The organism is Pantoea sp. V106_11, assembly GCF_029967885.1.
Lineage (GTDB): Bacteria > Pseudomonadota > Gammaproteobacteria > Enterobacterales > Enterobacteriaceae > Pantoea > Pantoea ananatis.
This window is the reverse complement of the sequence record NZ_JASCAK010000027.1, coordinates 1-15,566: the sequence shown is the minus strand read 5'-3', so window position 1 is coordinate 15,566 and position 15,566 is coordinate 1. Positions and strand designations below refer to the sequence as shown.

General features: G+C 53.9%; 13 protein-coding genes and 4 tRNA genes. 10 read left to right on the top strand and 7 right to left on the bottom strand.

What is annotated here, in order from left to right; translation table 11 throughout:
• Positions 1–59 precede the first annotated feature (59 nt).
• Positions 60–1,730 (top strand): sensor histidine kinase, encoded by a 1,671-nt coding sequence (locus tag QLG08_RS09980; protein WP_041931014.1) that lies wholly within the window; start codon positions 60–62, stop codon positions 1,728–1,730.
• The gene (locus tag QLG08_RS09975) at positions 1,727–2,455 is read left to right on the top strand and encodes a LytTR family DNA-binding domain-containing protein (protein ID WP_013026621.1); all 729 of its coding nucleotides are present in this window, start codon (positions 1,727–1,729) and stop codon (positions 2,453–2,455) included. Before QLG08_RS09980 ends, QLG08_RS09975 begins: the two co-directional genes overlap by 4 nt.
• A 53-nt stretch (positions 2,456–2,508) precedes the next feature.
• Here the strand turns inward: QLG08_RS09975 and glk are convergent, their stop codons facing one another.
• Positions 2,509–3,474 carry a glucokinase gene (gene glk, locus QLG08_RS09970; protein ID WP_105088647.1) on the bottom strand — a complete coding sequence of 322 codons (966 nt, stop codon included), beginning with the start codon at positions 3,472–3,474 and terminating at the stop codon, positions 2,509–2,511.
• 162 nt (positions 3,475–3,636) lie between these two features.
• Positions 3,637–5,289, bottom strand: a complete 1,653-nt coding sequence (locus QLG08_RS09965; protein WP_072138192.1) for a thiamine pyrophosphate-binding protein — start codon at positions 5,287–5,289, stop codon at positions 3,637–3,639.
• Between the two features lie 219 nt (positions 5,290–5,508).
• Here QLG08_RS09965 and mgrA point away from each other — a divergent pair, with 219 nt between their 5' ends.
• Positions 5,509–6,498, top strand: a complete 990-nt coding sequence (gene mgrA, locus QLG08_RS09960) for an L-glyceraldehyde 3-phosphate reductase (RefSeq protein ID WP_014594242.1) — start codon at positions 5,509–5,511, stop codon at positions 6,496–6,498.
• 152 nt (positions 6,499–6,650) lie between these two features.
• Entirely contained in the window at positions 6,651–7,013 is a 363-nt protein-coding gene (locus QLG08_RS09955; RefSeq protein ID WP_013026625.1) for a DUF2502 domain-containing protein, read from the top strand.
• Between the two features lie 55 nt (positions 7,014–7,068).
• Here the strand turns inward: QLG08_RS09955 and QLG08_RS09950 are convergent, their stop codons facing one another.
• Positions 7,069–7,746, bottom strand: a complete 678-nt coding sequence (locus QLG08_RS09950) for an O-methyltransferase (RefSeq protein WP_282472893.1) — start codon at positions 7,744–7,746, stop codon at positions 7,069–7,071.
• A 117-nt stretch (positions 7,747–7,863) separates the two neighbouring features.
• Positions 7,864–9,105: an Nramp family divalent metal transporter gene (locus QLG08_RS09945; RefSeq protein WP_282472892.1), complete on the bottom strand. Its 1,242-nt coding sequence runs from the start codon at positions 9,103–9,105 to the stop codon at positions 7,864–7,866.
• A gap of 361 nt (positions 9,106–9,466) precedes the next feature.
• Here QLG08_RS09945 and QLG08_RS09940 point away from each other — a divergent pair, with 361 nt between their 5' ends.
• Entirely contained in the window at positions 9,467–10,657 is a 1,191-nt protein-coding gene (locus tag QLG08_RS09940) for a NupC/NupG family nucleoside CNT transporter (RefSeq protein ID WP_014594244.1), read from the top strand.
• A gap of 225 nt (positions 10,658–10,882) precedes the next feature.
• Positions 10,883–11,644 carry a nucleotidyltransferase domain-containing protein gene (locus tag QLG08_RS09935; RefSeq protein ID WP_029570403.1) on the top strand — a complete coding sequence of 254 codons (762 nt, stop codon included), beginning with the start codon at positions 10,883–10,885 and terminating at the stop codon, positions 11,642–11,644.
• 143 nt (positions 11,645–11,787) lie between these two features.
• On the opposite strand, the gene QLG08_RS09930 is transcribed toward QLG08_RS09935, so the two are convergent.
• Both QLG08_RS09930 and QLG08_RS09925 read right to left on the bottom strand, forming a co-directional pair.
• Positions 11,788–11,863: transfer RNA gene (locus QLG08_RS09930), tRNA-Ala, on the bottom strand.
• A 46-nt stretch (positions 11,864–11,909) separates the two neighbouring features.
• A tRNA-Ala gene (locus QLG08_RS09925) sits at positions 11,910–11,985 on the bottom strand.
• 360 nt (positions 11,986–12,345) lie between these two features.
• Between QLG08_RS09925 and QLG08_RS09920 the strand changes: the two genes are divergently transcribed.
• A complete protein-coding gene (locus QLG08_RS09920; protein ID WP_013026630.1) occupies positions 12,346–13,134 on the top strand; it encodes a formate/nitrite transporter family protein in 789 nt (262 codons plus the stop codon).
• Between the two features lie 112 nt (positions 13,135–13,246).
• On the top strand, positions 13,247–13,600 hold the full coding sequence (locus tag QLG08_RS09915) for a YfeC-like transcriptional regulator (RefSeq protein ID WP_024471562.1): 354 nt from the start codon (positions 13,247–13,249) through the stop codon (positions 13,598–13,600).
• A gap of 121 nt (positions 13,601–13,721) precedes the next feature.
• Here QLG08_RS09915 and gltX read toward each other — a convergent pair whose 3' ends face one another.
• Positions 13,722–15,140 carry a glutamate--tRNA ligase gene (gltX, locus tag QLG08_RS09910; RefSeq protein WP_013026632.1) on the bottom strand — a complete coding sequence of 473 codons (1,419 nt, stop codon included), beginning with the start codon at positions 15,138–15,140 and terminating at the stop codon, positions 13,722–13,724.
• A 270-nt stretch (positions 15,141–15,410) separates the two neighbouring features.
• On the opposite strand from gltX, the gene QLG08_RS09905 reads away from it, so the two are divergent.
• Together QLG08_RS09905 and QLG08_RS09900 are read left to right on the top strand one after the other, a co-directional pair.
• A tRNA-Val gene (locus QLG08_RS09905) sits at positions 15,411–15,486 on the top strand.
• A 4-nt stretch (positions 15,487–15,490) separates the two neighbouring features.
• Positions 15,491–15,566, top strand: a tRNA-Lys gene (locus QLG08_RS09900).

Here is a 15,566-nt window from a genome sequence, read left to right as displayed (position 1 = left end):
TTTTTATCATGGCGTTCTTTAACATAGCTGAAGAGTCGCCTGTGACTTCACACTTTAACATGCTCCTCGCCGTCTTTGATCGCGCCGCGCTGATGCTGATCTGCCTGTTTTTTTTGACGCGAACCCGGCCTTTTCGTCAGCTGTTACAAAAGGATGAGCATACCTCGCTGGAAAAAGCCGCCGTCATTGCGATTTTTTCCCTGTTCGCCTTATTCAGTACCTGGTCAGGCGTTAACGTGGAGGGATCACTGCTTAACGTGCGGGTGATTGCGGTGATGGCGGGCGGCATTCTCTTTGGCCCCTGGGTGGGAATTGCCACGGGCGTGATTGCCGGCCTGCACCGCTTTCTGATTGATGTTCATGGCGTTACCTCTGTGCCTTGCCTGATCACCAGCATCATAGCCGGGATCGTCTCGGGGGGAATCAACCGTCGGGTGCAGCGCGAACGGCGCTGGTTGGTAGGGATTCTCGGCGGTATGTTTTGTGAAAGTCTGACGATGCTGCTGATTGTGCTATGGGCCAAACCTGTCGCGCTGGGGCTGGCGATTGTGTCTGAAATCGCCCTGCCGATGATTCTCGGTGCCTCCAGCATTGGCTTAATCGTGTTGCTGGTGCAGAGCGTAGAGGGCGAGAAAGAGGCCATTGCAGCGCGTCAGGCCAAGCTGGCGCTGGATATTGCTAACCAGACGCTGCCGCTCTTCAGGCAGGTGAACAGCGATTCACTTCGCAACATTTGCGATATTATCCGGCGGGAAATCAAAGCGGATGCCGTCGCCATGACCAATAAACAGAAGATTTTGGCCTATGTTGGCTATGGCGAGCACAACTATCAGCACGGCGATGACGGTATCAGCCCCACCACGGCTCAGGCGATTCACAGCGGAAAAATCATCATTAAAAACAATGATGAAGCCCATCGGACAAAAGACATTCATTCAATGATCGTCATTCCACTGCGGGAAAAAGGACAGGTTACCGGCACCTTAAAAATCTACTATCGCCGTGCGTACCGTATTACAGGTTCATTAAAAGAGATGGCCGTGGGCCTGTCGCAGATTATCTCCACCCAGCTTGAAGTTTCCCGCACCGAGCAGCTGCGAGAGATGGCCAATAAAGCGGAACTGCGTGCGCTCCAGAGTAAAATAAATCCGCATTTCCTGTTTAATGCGCTCAATGCGATTTCATCTTCTATCCGCCTTAATCCGGATACGGCGCGTCAGCTGGTCATTAACTTATCGCGTTATCTGCGTTACAACCTCGAACTGAATGACGATGAGCTGATCGATATTAAAAAAGAGCTGTGGCAGGTAAAGGATTACATCGCCATTGAACAGGCTCGCTTCGGCGACAAGCTGACGATGATTTATGACGTGGATGAGGATTTGCATTTCTCGCTGCCCAGCCTGCTGATTCAGCCGTTGGTCGAAAACGCCATCGTGCATGGCATTCAACCCTGTAAAGGCAAAGGCGTGGTCACACTGAGCGTGCGCGATTTGGGCGACAAGGTCCGCATTGCCGTGCGGGATACAGGGCAAGGCATTAGCGATGAGGTGATCGACAAGGTCGCGCGCAACGACATGCCGGGCAATAAAATCGGTCTGTTAAACGTGCATCACCGGGTCAAATTGCTTTCGGGCCAGGGGCTGCATATCGTGCGTCATCAACCCGGCACAGAGATTGCCTTTACGCTGGGCAAAAACGGACAGCCACTGGTGGGGAATCTTGCATGAAAGCCATCATCGTAGAGGATGAATTCCTTGCCCAGCAAGAGCTGAGCTGGATGATTCAGCAGCACAGTAAAATTGACATTGAAGCCTGCTTTGATGACGGACTCGACGTGCTGAAATATCTGCAACAGCACCGGGTTGATGTGATCTTTCTCGACATTAATATCCCGTCTCTGGATGGCATGTTACTGGCGCAGAATATCCATCAGTTCGTTCACAAGCCGCTCATTGTCTTTATTACCGCCTGGAAAGAGCATGCGGTCGAGGCCTTTGAGCTGGAAGCATTTGACTATATTCTCAAGCCCTATCATGAGTCACGTATTATCACGATGCTCAACAAGCTGGAAGCCAGCTGGCAACAGCAGCATACGATTACCCAGGCACCGAGTGCGCAACATGCCCTCACGGTTAACCTGATCAAAGATGAGCGCATCATCGTGACCGACGTAAACGATATTTACTACGTTGAAGCCCACGAAAAATTAACCTTCGTGTACACGCGCCGCGAAGATTACGTGATGTCGATGAACATCAGCGAATTTTGCGCACGCCTGCCTGAACAGCAATTCTTTCGCTGTCACCGCTCGTACTGCGTCAACCTGAATAAGATCAGAGAGATTGAACCCTGGTTCAATAATACTTATCTGCTGAAGCTAAGGGACAAGGATTTTCAGGTGCCGGTCAGTCGTAGCAAGGTCAAAACCTTTCGGCTGCTCATGCGCTTGTAGGAGAATGGCGGAATGGACACAGCCCTTCCCACCGGGAAGGGCAACGGCAGGCATTAGATAATGCGGCCCAGCGTTTGGCGCAGGTGCGCGCCAGCGCCTAATAATCCGGGTTGATCGTGGGTGATCATATAGACCGGAATCGTGGCGACATAATCGCGAAAGCGCCCTTTGTCTTCGAAGGCCGCCCGGAAGCCCGACGATTTGAAGAACTCCAGGAAGCGCGGCACGATACCGCCCGCGATGTACACTCCACCGAAGGTGCCAAGGTTCAGGGCCAGGTTACCGCCGAAACGTCCCATAATCACGCAGAACAGCGACAGTGCACGACGGCAGTCGGTGCAGCTGTCAGCAAGCGCACGCTCACTCACTTCTTTGGGCTTGAGATTTTCGGGTACGCGATGATCGACTTTCACAATCGCCCGATAGAGATTGACCAGCCCCGCGCCGGACAGAACACGCTCGGCCGACACATGGCCTAGCTCTTCCCGCAACACTTCGAGGATTTGATCTTCTTCTTCGCTGTTGGCCGCAAAGTCAACGTGGCCGCCTTCGCCGGGCAGACTGACCCAACGCTTATCAACATGGACCAGATGACTCACGCCCAGCCCGGTACCCGCGCCGTAAATGGCCACAGGCTTATCCTTGATCGGCTCTTTGCCACCAAACTGAATGACATGTTCCGCACCCAGCATAGGGATGGCCATGGAAACCGCGGTGAAGTCGTTAATAATTTCCAGGTGTTCAAAACCGATGTTTTCTTTCAGCTTTCTGGTCGAAAATGCCCAGTCGTGGTTGGTCATCTCAACCCAGTCATCGGTAATCGGGCAGGCAATGGCGATACAACCGTCTTTGATATCCTGCTTTTGTTCATCAAGATAGTGGCGGATGACGGCTTCGAGGCTGTCGTAGTCTGATGTTGCGAATGTTTTGGCCTGGGAGATGCTGCCGTTTTCCACCTCACACAAAGCGAGACGGGCATTGGTGCCGCCGACATCGCCGACCAAGGCATAAGTTGTCATTCTTCTGGTGCTCCGCTTGGGGGTCTTAAAGAGTTGGAGGACACTATAAAATCCTGCCGATAAAACAACAACGCTCACCGAAGTTATTGGTGAGCGTCTGACTCGTGTGTGCAACAGCCTAACCGCGTTAGGCTGGCCTGCACAGAGGCAACTTTCCGAATCTCAACCGCCGTTGCGCTGGCTCAGGCAGGCTGAGACTTTGCGCAATAACGGCGGCAGGTCATCTTTTTGCATCACCACTTCAATAAACGACAGCCTGCGCTGCTGTGTGAGCTGCGCCATCAGCGCCTGGAGCTGCACGGTTTCACTGATGCGCCAACTCTGCGCCTGGCATTCCAGGCTCATCGCCTGCGGCAGCGCTGTCCAGTTCCATTGGGCAATATCATTATAACGTTGCGCGGCGCCGTGAATCGCCCGCTCCACAGTATAGCCTTCATTGTTTAGCAGAAAAATGAGGGGATGCTGTTGATCTCGCAGCATGGATCCTAACTCCTGGATGGTCAACTGGGCCGAACCGTCGCCAATAATCAGGATAACGCGCTGCCCGGGCCAGGCCGTTTGCGCACCAAACGCGGCGGGTAACGTATAACCGATAGAGCCCCAGAGCGGCTGCACTAAAAGCTGTGCCCCAACGGGCAACCGCAGAGATGCGGCACCAAATGCCGCCGTTCCCTGGTCCGCCAGAATAATATCGCCAGGCTGCAGAAACCCCTGCATCGCCTGCCAAAAAGCAGACTGGCTGATAAGAGCGGCGTCGGGAACCGGCTCTGCCGCCCGTGGCGCACAGGCGGCCTGCCAGCCTGCCCCCAGGCGTTCGAAGACGGGCAGCAGCGCCTGCAATGCCTCTGCCATCGACAACGGGGCAAACGTCTGTCCCGCTACGCTCGCGCTGTGCGGCTGAATATCGATAAGTCGTGCCTGACTGAACTGCTGCGTAAAACCCGCCGTAATGGTGTCGGTAAACCGCACGCCAGCACAAATCGTCACGTCCACCTCTTCAATTTGCTGCCGCACGTCACCTTCACTGCCTTCGCCGGCATAGGTACCGACAAAGCCCGGCTGCTGTTCATCCAGTACACCTTTACCCATTAACAACGTGGCACAGGGAAACGCACGTCCTGCCCGTAAGGCCGCCAGCGCCGGCTGCTGTTGCCAGCGCTGGGCAAGAAAATCGGCGAGCAGCGAAACCCGCTTCGCAGGTGCCAGCAACCGCTCTGCCGCCTGCTGAAATGCGATGCGCACCTCATCAGACGACGCGGTAATGGGCATTAGCGGCTGATCAGGCGCAGAGGTTTGCCGCTGTGCAACGTCAACCGGCAGCATTAAATAGCCCGGACGATGCTGCTGAAGCGCAGTCAGTATAACCCTGTCGATTTCAGCCGTGGCATTGTCAGCCGTCAACGCTGCCGTTGCGGCGCTGACCTCCTTCGCCATTCGGATGAAGTGACCGAAGTCCCCGTCTCCCAGCGTATGATGCACACAATCCCCCTGCTGCATCGCCTGGCTTGATGGCGCGCCCACGATGTGGATGACCGGCAGGTATTCGGCAAAGCTGCCCGCCAGACCATTAATGGCGCTGAGTTCTCCCACGCCAAAGGTGGTCAGCAAGGCGGCTGCGCCCGTGCAACGCGCGTAGCCGTCTGCGGCGTAAGCGGCGTTCAGCTCATTGGCGCATCCCACCCAGCCAATATCCGGGTGCGCAATAACGCGGTCCAGAAACTGCAGATTGTAGTCACCCGGTACGCCGAACAAATGCCTGACGCCGCACTCCTGTAAGCGAGCCAACAGATAATCACCAACCGTAAAATCGGACATAGCGAATTCCTTTGAGGGGATTGTTCTGATAAGTATCTGACATGGCGAAAATTTGGCGAGAATGGCAGCAAATTTAGCCGATGCATTGCATGGCAAGCCCGCGTTACGACCGTGCATTATTCCGTGAATATGCGACTTCACACGAATTAATACTGAGTGTAAGCGTATACACTGAGGCGTTTTTGGCACATTTATTTGTTTTTCACTCAGGACCTTACTATGACAGCTTTCCCTCATCCGGACCGATATCAGCATATGCAGTGGCGTCGCAGTGGGCGCAGCGGCCTGAAACTTCCCGCGATTTCACTGGGCCTGTGGCATAACTTTGGCGACAACACGCAACTGGACGTGAGCCGTCAACTGCTGCGCCACGCGTTTGACCACGGCATTACGCATTTCGACCTGGCGAATAACTACGGCCCGCCTCCCGGCTCCGCCGAAGTGAATTTTGGCCGCATCATGCGTGAAGATTTTCAGGCTCATCGCGATGAACTGATTATTTCGACCAAAGCCGGTTACACCATGTGGGAAGGTCCTTATGGCGACTGGGGCTCCCGAAAATATCTGGTCGCGAGCCTGGACCAGAGCCTGCGTCGGATGGGGCTGGAATATGTCGATATCTTCTATCACCACCGTCCGGATCCGGACACGCCGCTAGAAGAAACCATGCGGGCGCTGGATCATGTGGTCAGGCAGGGTAAAGCGCTGTATGCGGCGATTTCAAACTATCCCGCGGAACGGGCGGCCGACGCGATGGCGATTCTGCGCGATCTGGGCACGCCGTGCCTGATCCATCAGCCTCGTTATTCGCTCTTTGAACGTACACCGGAACAGGGATTACTTCAGACGCTGGATGCGCATGGAGCAGGCTGTATTGCGTTCTCGCCGCTGGCGGGTGGCGTGCTGACCGATCGCTATTTGCAGGGCATCCCGCAGGATTCTCGCGTTGCCAGCGGCAGCAAATTCCTGAACGAAAGCCAGCTTACCGACGAAAAGATGGAAAAAGTTCGCAGGCTTAATGCTATTGCGCAACAGCGCGGCCAGAAGCTGGCACAGATGGCGCTGACGTGGGTACTGCGCGATCCCCGCATTACCTCGGTACTGATAGGCGCGAGTAAAACGGCGCAAATCGATGATGCCCTACAGATGCTGAGTCAGGCGCCCCTCAGGGATGACGAACTGGCCGCAATTGAGTCCGCGCTGCTGTAACCGCACCGCCTGGTTCGCCAGGCGGCTGCGCCAGAAAACTCTCAAACCTTGAGCTTTAACGGTTTTTCAGACGGCTTCCACAGGTTTCTCCGGCCTGATACCGACAAAATAGCGTATCAGCAGCGGAGACACGCTGCTGTCAGGAGAAAATCATGATACGTGGAATCTTACTGGCTGCCGTTGTAGCCATGTTAATGCCGCTGGCAATGCACACCGCTCAGGCCTCAGATACATCCGTGCGTCTCGCGCCCGGCGTAACGCTTCATCTGGGCGATCGCGACCGCCGAGGTTATTACTGGGACGGTCACCACTGGCGTGAGCCGCGCTGGTTTAACGATCGCTATGCTTATAAAGAGCGTCGCTGGTGGCGACACGAAGCGTGGCGACGTCATCAGCAGTGGGAACGCGAACGCCGCTGGCACGCACGCGACAGACAACGTCGCTGGGAGCATGAGCATCGCCACTGGCACGCTGAACGCCGCGAACACCATCGCTATCCTGAACGCTATCGCTAAAGCGCGCCTGTTGGCCCGAACGGGTTGGCAGGCCACCTGAGGTGTAGTGCCAGCTCTACTTCACTCTGGCCATGACAAAGCCATCCCAGCCCTTTTCGCCTACGGTTTGAATCGCCGTCGCGTCCAGCCGGGGATCGCTGGCAAGCAGTTGGAAAAATTCACGCACGCCCTGCACGTTGCAGTCTGTGGACGTCCCCTCTGTTACCGCCCCGCCTCGTACAACGTTGTCGGCAATAATGACCGTGCCGGGGCGCGCCAGAGTGACTGCCCAACGCAGGTAGTGCGGATTGTTTCGCTTATCCGCATCGATAAAGATCAGGTCGAACGGCCCCTGCAGTTGAGGCAGCACGTCCAGCGCTGCACCGAGACGCAGATCGACACGTTCGGCCAGCCCTGCACGGTGGATGTTCTGCCTGGCAACCTGCGCATGATGGCTGTCAGCTTCGAGAGTGGTAATTTTCCCTTCCGCACCCAGCGCCTGAGCCATCCAGAGGGTGCTGTAACCTCCCAGCGTGCCAATTTCCAGCACGCGTGAGGCATTAATCATTTTGATAAACAGCCCGAGCATCTTGCCTTGCAGGGCAGAAACATCGTGAGCAGGCAGCCCCGCCTGACGGTTGGCGACAAGCGCGGCTTGAAAATGGCTATCGGCAGGAATAAGTTGCTGAGAAAAGTAGTCGTCGACCGCAGCCCATTTTGGCTGGTCTTCTGAAGGATAATCCTGTGTCCGCATCGTTCCGCTCCTGAATCAACAAGACAGAAGAAAATATAAACGGATACGGATAAAGCTCAAGGCAACAGGCTTTAAAAGCTAAAGATGGGCTGCCTGACGGGTTGCCAGGCAGCGGCATTACATTCCCATCATCTGGCCGATCAGCAGATAGGCGTTAAGACTCACCACCAGCACCACGATGACGCGGCCGGTGTTTTGCATCAGCCGTGAATTGACCAATGCCTCGCCCATCAGCTCACGGTTGCCGGTGAAGGCCAGCAGCGGAATGAGAGCCAGCGCGATACCAAAGCTCAGCAACACCTGACTCATGACTAACACGCGCGTAGGATCCCAGCCGGCCCAGATCACAATAAACGAAGGCACCATGGTTACTGCGCGTCGCACCCACAGCGGAATATAGAATTTTATAAATCCCTGCATGACCACCTGTCCGGCCAGGGTGCCCACCACGGTAGAAGACAGCCCCGCCGCGACCAGGCTTAAGCCAAACACCGTGGCGGCAGCGTGGCCCAGTAAGGGCTGCAACGTGGTGTAAGCCTGATCGAGCTCGGCAATCCCGCTGTGGCCGCTAAAATGGAAGGCGGCAGCGGCCGTGGCCATCATCGCCAGATTGACAAATCCCGCAATGGTCATGGCAATGGCGACATCAAGCTTGGTGGATGAATAGCGCCGGGCCTGACTGTCACTGCTTTTTCCCTGGGTCAATGCAGAATGCAGATAAATCACGTGCGGCATAATGGTGGCGCCCAGCACACCCGCAGCAAGAAAGACCGCATCCGCGTTGGGCAGAGACGGCAGCGCCATGCCTGTCACCAGTTCACTGACCTTGGGCTGGGAGAAAAACAGCTCCACAATGTACGCTGCCGCCACAAACAGCAGCAGGCCACCAATCACCAGCTCCAGCGGCTTTTGCCCACGGTTTTGCAGCATCAAAATAAGCACGGTGGCCACGCCGGTAAGCACAGCGCCCTGCATCAGGGACACACCCAGCAGCAGTTTAAAGCCCAGAGCGGCACCGATAAATTCTGCGAGATCGGTCGCCATCGCGATGATCTCCGCCTGTACCCAATAGAACCACACCGCCGGACGGGGAAAACGCTCGCGGATGTGTTCCGCGAGGTTTTTGCCCGTCGCAATGCCCAATTTGGCTGACATCAACTGGATAAGCATCGCCATGATATTGGCCCATACCACGACCCAAAGGAGCTGGTAACCGTAAGCAGCACCCGCCTGGATATTGGTCGCAAAGTTGCCCGGATCGATATAGCCGATAGCGGCGATAAAGGCGGGCCCCAACAGGGCGAGTTTCACTTTTCTTGCTCCGCGAGCGGCGCGCTCGGCGGCACGGCTTTCAAACATATTGGCTACCCTGTCGTTGGTTTACCTGTGCAGCTTAAAGCGACACAGGCGCAAGTGAAATGCGGTTTTAGTAATCAGTGTAATAGATAGTGCTATAAAGTATAGCCATTGCTATAAATTGGAGGTGCAGAAGGCCTGAAGGTCAGGCGCAATTCCCCTACTCTACGTGTTGTTTAAATTACAGACAATAGGTTTAAGTGAATATGATGTGAACAATTTGGTTACAGGGCGTGATCGGTGAGAGTATTCTGAGAAAATTGGCGATATTGAATACTTATATTGTGGTGGAGATCTCGTTTTTCGGTAAGCCGTTACATAGAATACGCAGCAAAATACAATCCTCCTCAAATTTGGAGCAATCATGTCCCATATTTTGCAGTTTCTTTTAGCACTAGTGGTCGTTGGCGTGCTGGCCCTGCTGGTCAGCCACGACAGAAAAAGTATTCGGGTTCGGTACATCGTACAGCTTCTGGTTATCGAGATCGTTCTGGCATGGTTCTTCCTGAACTCGGAAGCCGGTCTGGGATTCGTCAAAGGATTTGCCGGTTTCTTCGATCATCTTCTGAAATATGCCGCTCAGGGTACCAACTTCGTGTTCGGTAACATGAATGATAAAGGCCTGGCGTTCTTCTTCCTGAACGTATTGTGCCCCATCGTGTTCATCTCAGCCCTGATTGGTATTCTTCAGCACTTCCGCATCCTGCCATGGGTCATCCGTGGAATTGGTACCGTGCTGTCTAAGATCAACGGCATGGGCAAACTGGAATCTTTCAACGCCGTAAGCTCTCTGATTTTGGGACAGTCTGAGAACTTTATCGCGTACAAAGATATTCTGGGCAAAATGTCACAACGCCGTATGTACACCATGGCGGCCACTGCGATGTCGACGGTTTCCATGTCTATCGTGGGCGCTTACATGACCATGCTGCAACCTAAGTATGTTGTCGCTGCGCTGGTGCTGAATATGTTCAGTACCTTTATCGTGCTGTCGCTCATCAACCCTTACCGCGTTGACAGCGAAGAAGATCTGCAACTGCAGGATCTGCATCAGGGTCAGAGCTTCTTTGAAATGCTGGGCGAGTACATTCTTGCCGGTTTCCGCGTCGCCATCATCGTTGCAGCCATGCTGATCGGTTTTATCGCACTGATTTCGGGCCTGAACGCGCTGTTTGACTTTATCTTCGGCGTGACCTTCCAGGGCGTGCTGGGTTATGTCTTCTACCCCTTTGCGTGGGTGATGGGCGTGCCATCAGGCGAAGCCCTGCAGGTCGGCAGCATCATGGCAACCAAACTGGTTTCCAACGAGTTTGTGGCCATGATGGATCTGCAGAAAATTGCCGGTCAGCTGTCACCGAACGCGGAAGGCATCCTGTCAGTATTCTTAGTCTCATTCGCCAACTTCTCGTCTATCGGCATCGTCGCTGGCGCCATCAAGGGACTGAACGAAGAGCAAGGTAACGTGGTTTCACGCTTCGGTCTGAAACTGCTGTACGGCTCAACGCTGGTCAGCGTGCTGTCTGCGGCGATTGCAGGCCTGGTACTGGCATTCTGAGTTCGCGTTCTGCCCACATTAAGGCGAGTCAAACGACTCGCCTTTTTTGTCTCCCTCCCATCCATAACTCCTTGCCCGCCGGAACCTGAGTGCCGGACAAGAAAGTTGACCCCATCTGTCGCCCTGATAAATACTGCCCTTGTCTGCTGAGCGGAAGATCTCGCGGTTTACCACGCACCTCCGCATCGTTCAGTTATCGACTGTGTTTGCCATACAGGAGCCATTATGAGCCTGGATCCACAGGGTTTTATCCTTACCCTGCCCTTTGCAGACGTTCAGCCCGCGTTTCAGGCTGTCATTGACGATGCCCTGGCCCACCTGAGCGCTGACTATCGGGATAGCCTGCACAGCGTTTATCTTTACGGCAGCGTAGCGTCGGGAAACGCCGTTGAGGGAGAATCTGATTTGGACCTGTGCCTGATATTCCGCCATTCACCTGATCGGGCGCAGCAAAACAGCCTGGCCGATCTGAAAAAGGCGCTGGCCGTAAAGCATCCGGTAGTGAGTAAAGTCGATTTTGATATCGGCACGCTCGATGAGGCCCGCGCGCCGGAGAACAGCCTTTCCTGGGGATTCTGGCTGAAGCACCATTGCCGCTGTCTCTATGGCCAGGATCTCTCTGTGCTGTTTGGGCTTTACAGGCCATCCCGCGCGCTGGCCTGGGCGATAAACCGCGATGTCACAGAGGTGCTGAGCGAGTATGCAACGCGCCTGTCCCGCGCCAGCCAGCCCTGGCAGCAGCGACCACTTCAGCGCGCGGCTGCCAGAAAACTGATTCGCGCCACCAATATGTTACGTAAAGATAGCGACACGGACTGGCCGCGCAGCCTTGAGGAGCACGTTGAGCGGTTTGTTGCGCGTTATCCGGCGCGTGAAGCGGCAATGGCCTTCTTTTTCGCAGAAAGTCAGGCACCACGGGCGACGGCTGAGGCGTTTATTCTACAGCTTAATGACTTCCGTCGATGGCTGACGCAACAATTAGGCTGAATTCAGGCACAACGCCAGGTGATAAACGCCTGCTGTGTTGCAGAAAGATAACGTCAAAGAGGATAAATCGCACAGGCACGCTATATACGCTTGTGTGTGGATTGACGAAGAGAAATATCAGAAAGGCTGATAAGCCAGAGATTTGGTGGAGATAAGCGGGATCGAACCGCTGACCTCTTGCATGCCATGCAAGCGCTCTCCCAGCTGAGCTATACCCCCACATCTGGAAATCATTTTTTCAGTGCCAAACTTTTGGGAAGAAGTTTGGTGGAGCTAAGCGGGATCGAACCGCTGACCTCTTGCATGCCATGCAAGCGCTCTCCCAGCTGAGCTATAGCCCCGAACCGAAAAAACCGTCGTGTTAAGCGACGGACGGCATAATATGCAACCCCCCATGGAGTGTCAACGGCAAAATCACATTCTGTGTTTGATCGCTGAAAAAGACGGCAAACTCAGCGTGATGACGTGCGTTTGTTTCTCTCCTGTCCTTGTTAACATCGTGAAAGGAGCCTGGTTGAAGAGTAACTTTTTATCGGCAGTTAAGTTAATTCACGGTTAAATATGTTATGGGAATTATCTTGTCTTCCCGGTAATGTCGTGTAAAACTTAGCCCGCTATCTAATACGGCTGCATGGTTTTCTCCAGCGCACCGTTCTTCAACCAGGCGTTTTCGCTCCAATACTAAAATCAATAGAGAATATATGTCGCTGCATACACCCAAAGAGATCGCCCAACTGGCGATTCAGGCTGGCGTGGCAAAAAGCCATGCTTCCATTAGCTCCTTAATAATTCTTGGCTTCATGGCAGGTGCCTTTATTGCTACAGGTTTCTTGCTGGATGTTCATGTCATTAACTCTCTGCCTGCTGACTGGGGCTCATTTGGCGGCTTCTTAGGGGCTGCGGTGTTCCCGGTGGGATTGATCCTGACCATTCTGGCCGGTGGCGAACTGTTAACCGGTAATATGATGACGTTGCCTGTTGCCTGGTTTGCACGCCGTATTAGTGGCTACAGCGTATTACGCAACTGGTTCTGGGTAACGATTGCAAACTTCCTTGGCAGCATCGCTATCGCCTGGTTCTTTGGCCACATGCTGGCCATGACCGAGGGTGATTACCTGAAAAAGACGCTGGCGATTGCGAATGCCAAAGTCCATGCCGATTTCCTGCATGCGTTCATTTCTGGCATCGGTTGTAACTGGCTGGTATGTCTTGCCGTGTGGCTGGCCTTCGCCAGTAAAGATGTGGTCGGCAAAATTTTCGCGATGTGGTTCCCGGTCATGGCGTTTGTGGCCATTGGTTTCCAGCACGTTGTGGCGAATATGTTCATTATTCCTGCTGCGATCTTTGCCGGACAGATGAGCTGGGCTGAATATTTGCCTAACTTCGTGGCGGTATTCTTAGGTAACGCCGTCGGCGGTGCCGTTTTCGTTGGTCTGGCTTACTTCCTCGCTTTCCGCCCCGCAGCCGAGCAGCCAAGCACTGCGCAATAAACAATCCCCTGCCTTTTGTTGAGAGACAAAAGGCAATTTCGTTTCCTGTTACTTTCACGCGTTACGATTTGCTGTAATATGTATGGCTAATGTATTGAACAGGGACAGCATCGTGAAAAAGGAATGGCTAACTCCGGAAGAACTGGCAATCGAAACGGGCTACAGTCGGCAGACGGTGAACAAATGGATCAAACGCGAGAACTGGACGACCACGCCAAAACCCGGCGTTCAGGGCGGAAAAGCCAGATTGATTCATATTGATGAACGCGTGAAAAGTTTCATTCAGTCGACGCGCAACCTTAATGAACCCACGGCAAATTATACTCCCCCACCGAATTCATTACCTGCGTTATTGATAAGTTCTGTCCAGCAAATGAGTCAGAACGAGCAAGATCAGCTCACGGCGTTGATTTTGCGGGAAGGGATAAAAGGTGTGCTTGACCGACTGGGCATTCACGAACAATAAAAAAACCGGAAGCGCGATGCTTCCGGTTTTTTTTCGTCTCAGACAATCACGTCCCGCGGCCTGGCCTTCATCGGTTAATGCCAGAAAGCGCTCGGCCGCAAGCCGCCGTGGAAGAGAACGGTTACTGGCTCTGTGCTTCACGCTCAGCAATAAAGGCCAGTGCTTTTTCAATACGCTCAACGCTACGGCTACGGCCAATGGCTTCCACCGTCACATCCAGTCCGGGAGACTGACCGGCGCCGGTGACGGCGACGCGCAGCGGCATGCCGACTTTGCCCATGCCCACACCCAGCTCATCCGCGCTCTGCTGAATAGCCTGATGCACTGTTTCTGCATTCCAGTCAGTCAATGCGGCCAGCTTGTCGCGAACCACTTCCAGCGGCTGACGCGCGACTGGACGTAAATGCTTTTTCGCGGCATCGGCATCGAATTCTGAAAAATCCTGATAGAAATAGTGACACGATGCGGCCATCTCTTTCAGCGTCTTGCAGCGCTCGCCCAGCAAGGTCACCAACTTTGCCAGTTCCGGGCCAGTGCGGGTATCAATGTTCTGCTGTTCAATATGCCACTGCAGATGGGTTGCCACGTACTCGGGCGGCAGCGCATTAATATAGTGGTGATTTAGCCACTGCAGTTTTTCGGTATTAAAGGCGCTGGCCGATTTACTGACCGCGTCCAGGCTAAACAGCGCCGTCATCTCTTTGACAGAGAAAATTTCCTGATCGCCATGTGACCAGCCCAGACGTACCAGATAGTTAAGCAACGCCTCTGGCAGATAGCCGTCATCACGGTATTGCATCACGCCTACTGCACCATGACGTTTAGACAGTTTCTTACCGTCGTCACCCAGAATCATCGAAACGTGGGCATAAACCGGCACCTGTGCGCCTATCGCCTTCAGGATATTGATCTGACGCGGTGTGTTGTTGATGTGGTCTTCACCGCGCACAACGTGGGTGATGCCCATGTCCCAGTCATCGACCACGACGCAGAAGTTGTAAGTCGGTGAGCCATCGGTACGGCGGATAATCAGATCGTCCAGCTCCTGGTTACTGAACTCAATCGGACCGCGAATCTGATCGTCAAAAATAACAGAGCCTTCCTGTGGATTACGGAAGCGCACTACATGCGGCTCATCAGCGGCATGATGCTCATGGCTGTCACGGCAGCGGCCGTCATAGCGGGGTTTTTCGCCGTTGGCCATCTGCGTTTCACGCAGCGCTTCAAGACGTTCTTTCGAGCAGTAACATTTATAGGCAGTACCCGCTTCCTGCATTTCATCAATGACGGCGTTGTAGCGGTCGAAGCGTTTGGTCTGGTAATAAGGGCCTTCATCCCAGTCCAGGCTCAGCCAGTTCATCCCATCCATAATAGCTTCGATGGCTTCCGGTGTAGAACGCTCAAGATCGGTATCTTCAATGCGCAGTACAAACTCGCCCTGATGATGACGGGCAAAGAGCCATGAGTAGAGTGCGGTACGAGCGCCACCTACGTGTAAGAAGCCGGTAGGGCTTGGCGCGAAGCGAGTTTTGATTTTCATTCAGTATTGCCTTAAATGCGCAGGTTCGTTGTCTGGATGACAAAAAACGGGTTAGACGCGAAAACAGTGCGCATATTCTAGCATCTGATGATGAATCCTCAATGCATGCAAGACAGCAGAGCGGCAGCAAAGCCTGTATTTCTGCTAAGAAAACCAGCACATTGGATAAAATCCCTGCGGGATGTTTAAAATTAAACCGAACGCACAATTATGTTTTAAAAAGCGTTGACTCAAAATCAACTATCCCTATAATGCGACTCCACACAGCGGGGGTGATTAGCTCAGTTGGTAGAGCATCTCCCTTACAAGGAGGGGGTCGGCGGTTCGAACCCGTCATCACCCACCACTTCGGGTCGTTAGCTCAGTTGGTAGAGCAGTTGACTTTTAATCAATTGGTCGCAGGTTCGAATCCTGCACGACCCACCA

Bases quoted from the DNA above. Each gene is read 5' to 3' on its own strand.
- gltX (WP_013026632.1), bottom strand. From the start codon at position 15,140: ATGAAAATCAAAACTCGCTTCGCGCCAAGCCCTACCGGCTTCTTACAC.
- QLG08_RS09955 (WP_013026625.1), top strand. From the start codon at position 6,651: ATGATACGTGGAATCTTACTGGCTGCCGTTGTAGCCATGTTAATGCCG.
- QLG08_RS09965 (WP_072138192.1), bottom strand. From the start codon at position 5,289: ATGTCCGATTTTACGGTTGGTGATTATCTGTTGGCTCGCTTACAGGAG.
- mgrA (WP_014594242.1), top strand. From the start codon at position 5,509: ATGACAGCTTTCCCTCATCCGGACCGATATCAGCATATGCAGTGGCGT.
- QLG08_RS09920 (WP_013026630.1), top strand. From the start codon at position 12,346: ATGTCGCTGCATACACCCAAAGAGATCGCCCAACTGGCGATTCAGGCT.
- QLG08_RS09940 (WP_014594244.1), top strand. From the start codon at position 9,467: ATGTCCCATATTTTGCAGTTTCTTTTAGCACTAGTGGTCGTTGGCGTG.
- QLG08_RS09975 (WP_013026621.1), top strand. From the start codon at position 1,727: ATGAAAGCCATCATCGTAGAGGATGAATTCCTTGCCCAGCAAGAGCTG.
- QLG08_RS09950 (WP_282472893.1), bottom strand. From the start codon at position 7,746: ATGCGGACACAGGATTATCCTTCAGAAGACCAGCCAAAATGGGCTGCG.
- glk (WP_105088647.1), bottom strand. From the start codon at position 3,474: ATGACAACTTATGCCTTGGTCGGCGATGTCGGCGGCACCAATGCCCGT.
- QLG08_RS09935 (WP_029570403.1), top strand. From the start codon at position 10,883: ATGAGCCTGGATCCACAGGGTTTTATCCTTACCCTGCCCTTTGCAGAC.
- QLG08_RS09980 (WP_041931014.1), top strand. From the start codon at position 60: ATGCTCCTCGCCGTCTTTGATCGCGCCGCGCTGATGCTGATCTGCCTG.
- QLG08_RS09945 (WP_282472892.1), bottom strand. From the start codon at position 9,105: ATGTTTGAAAGCCGTGCCGCCGAGCGCGCCGCTCGCGGAGCAAGAAAA.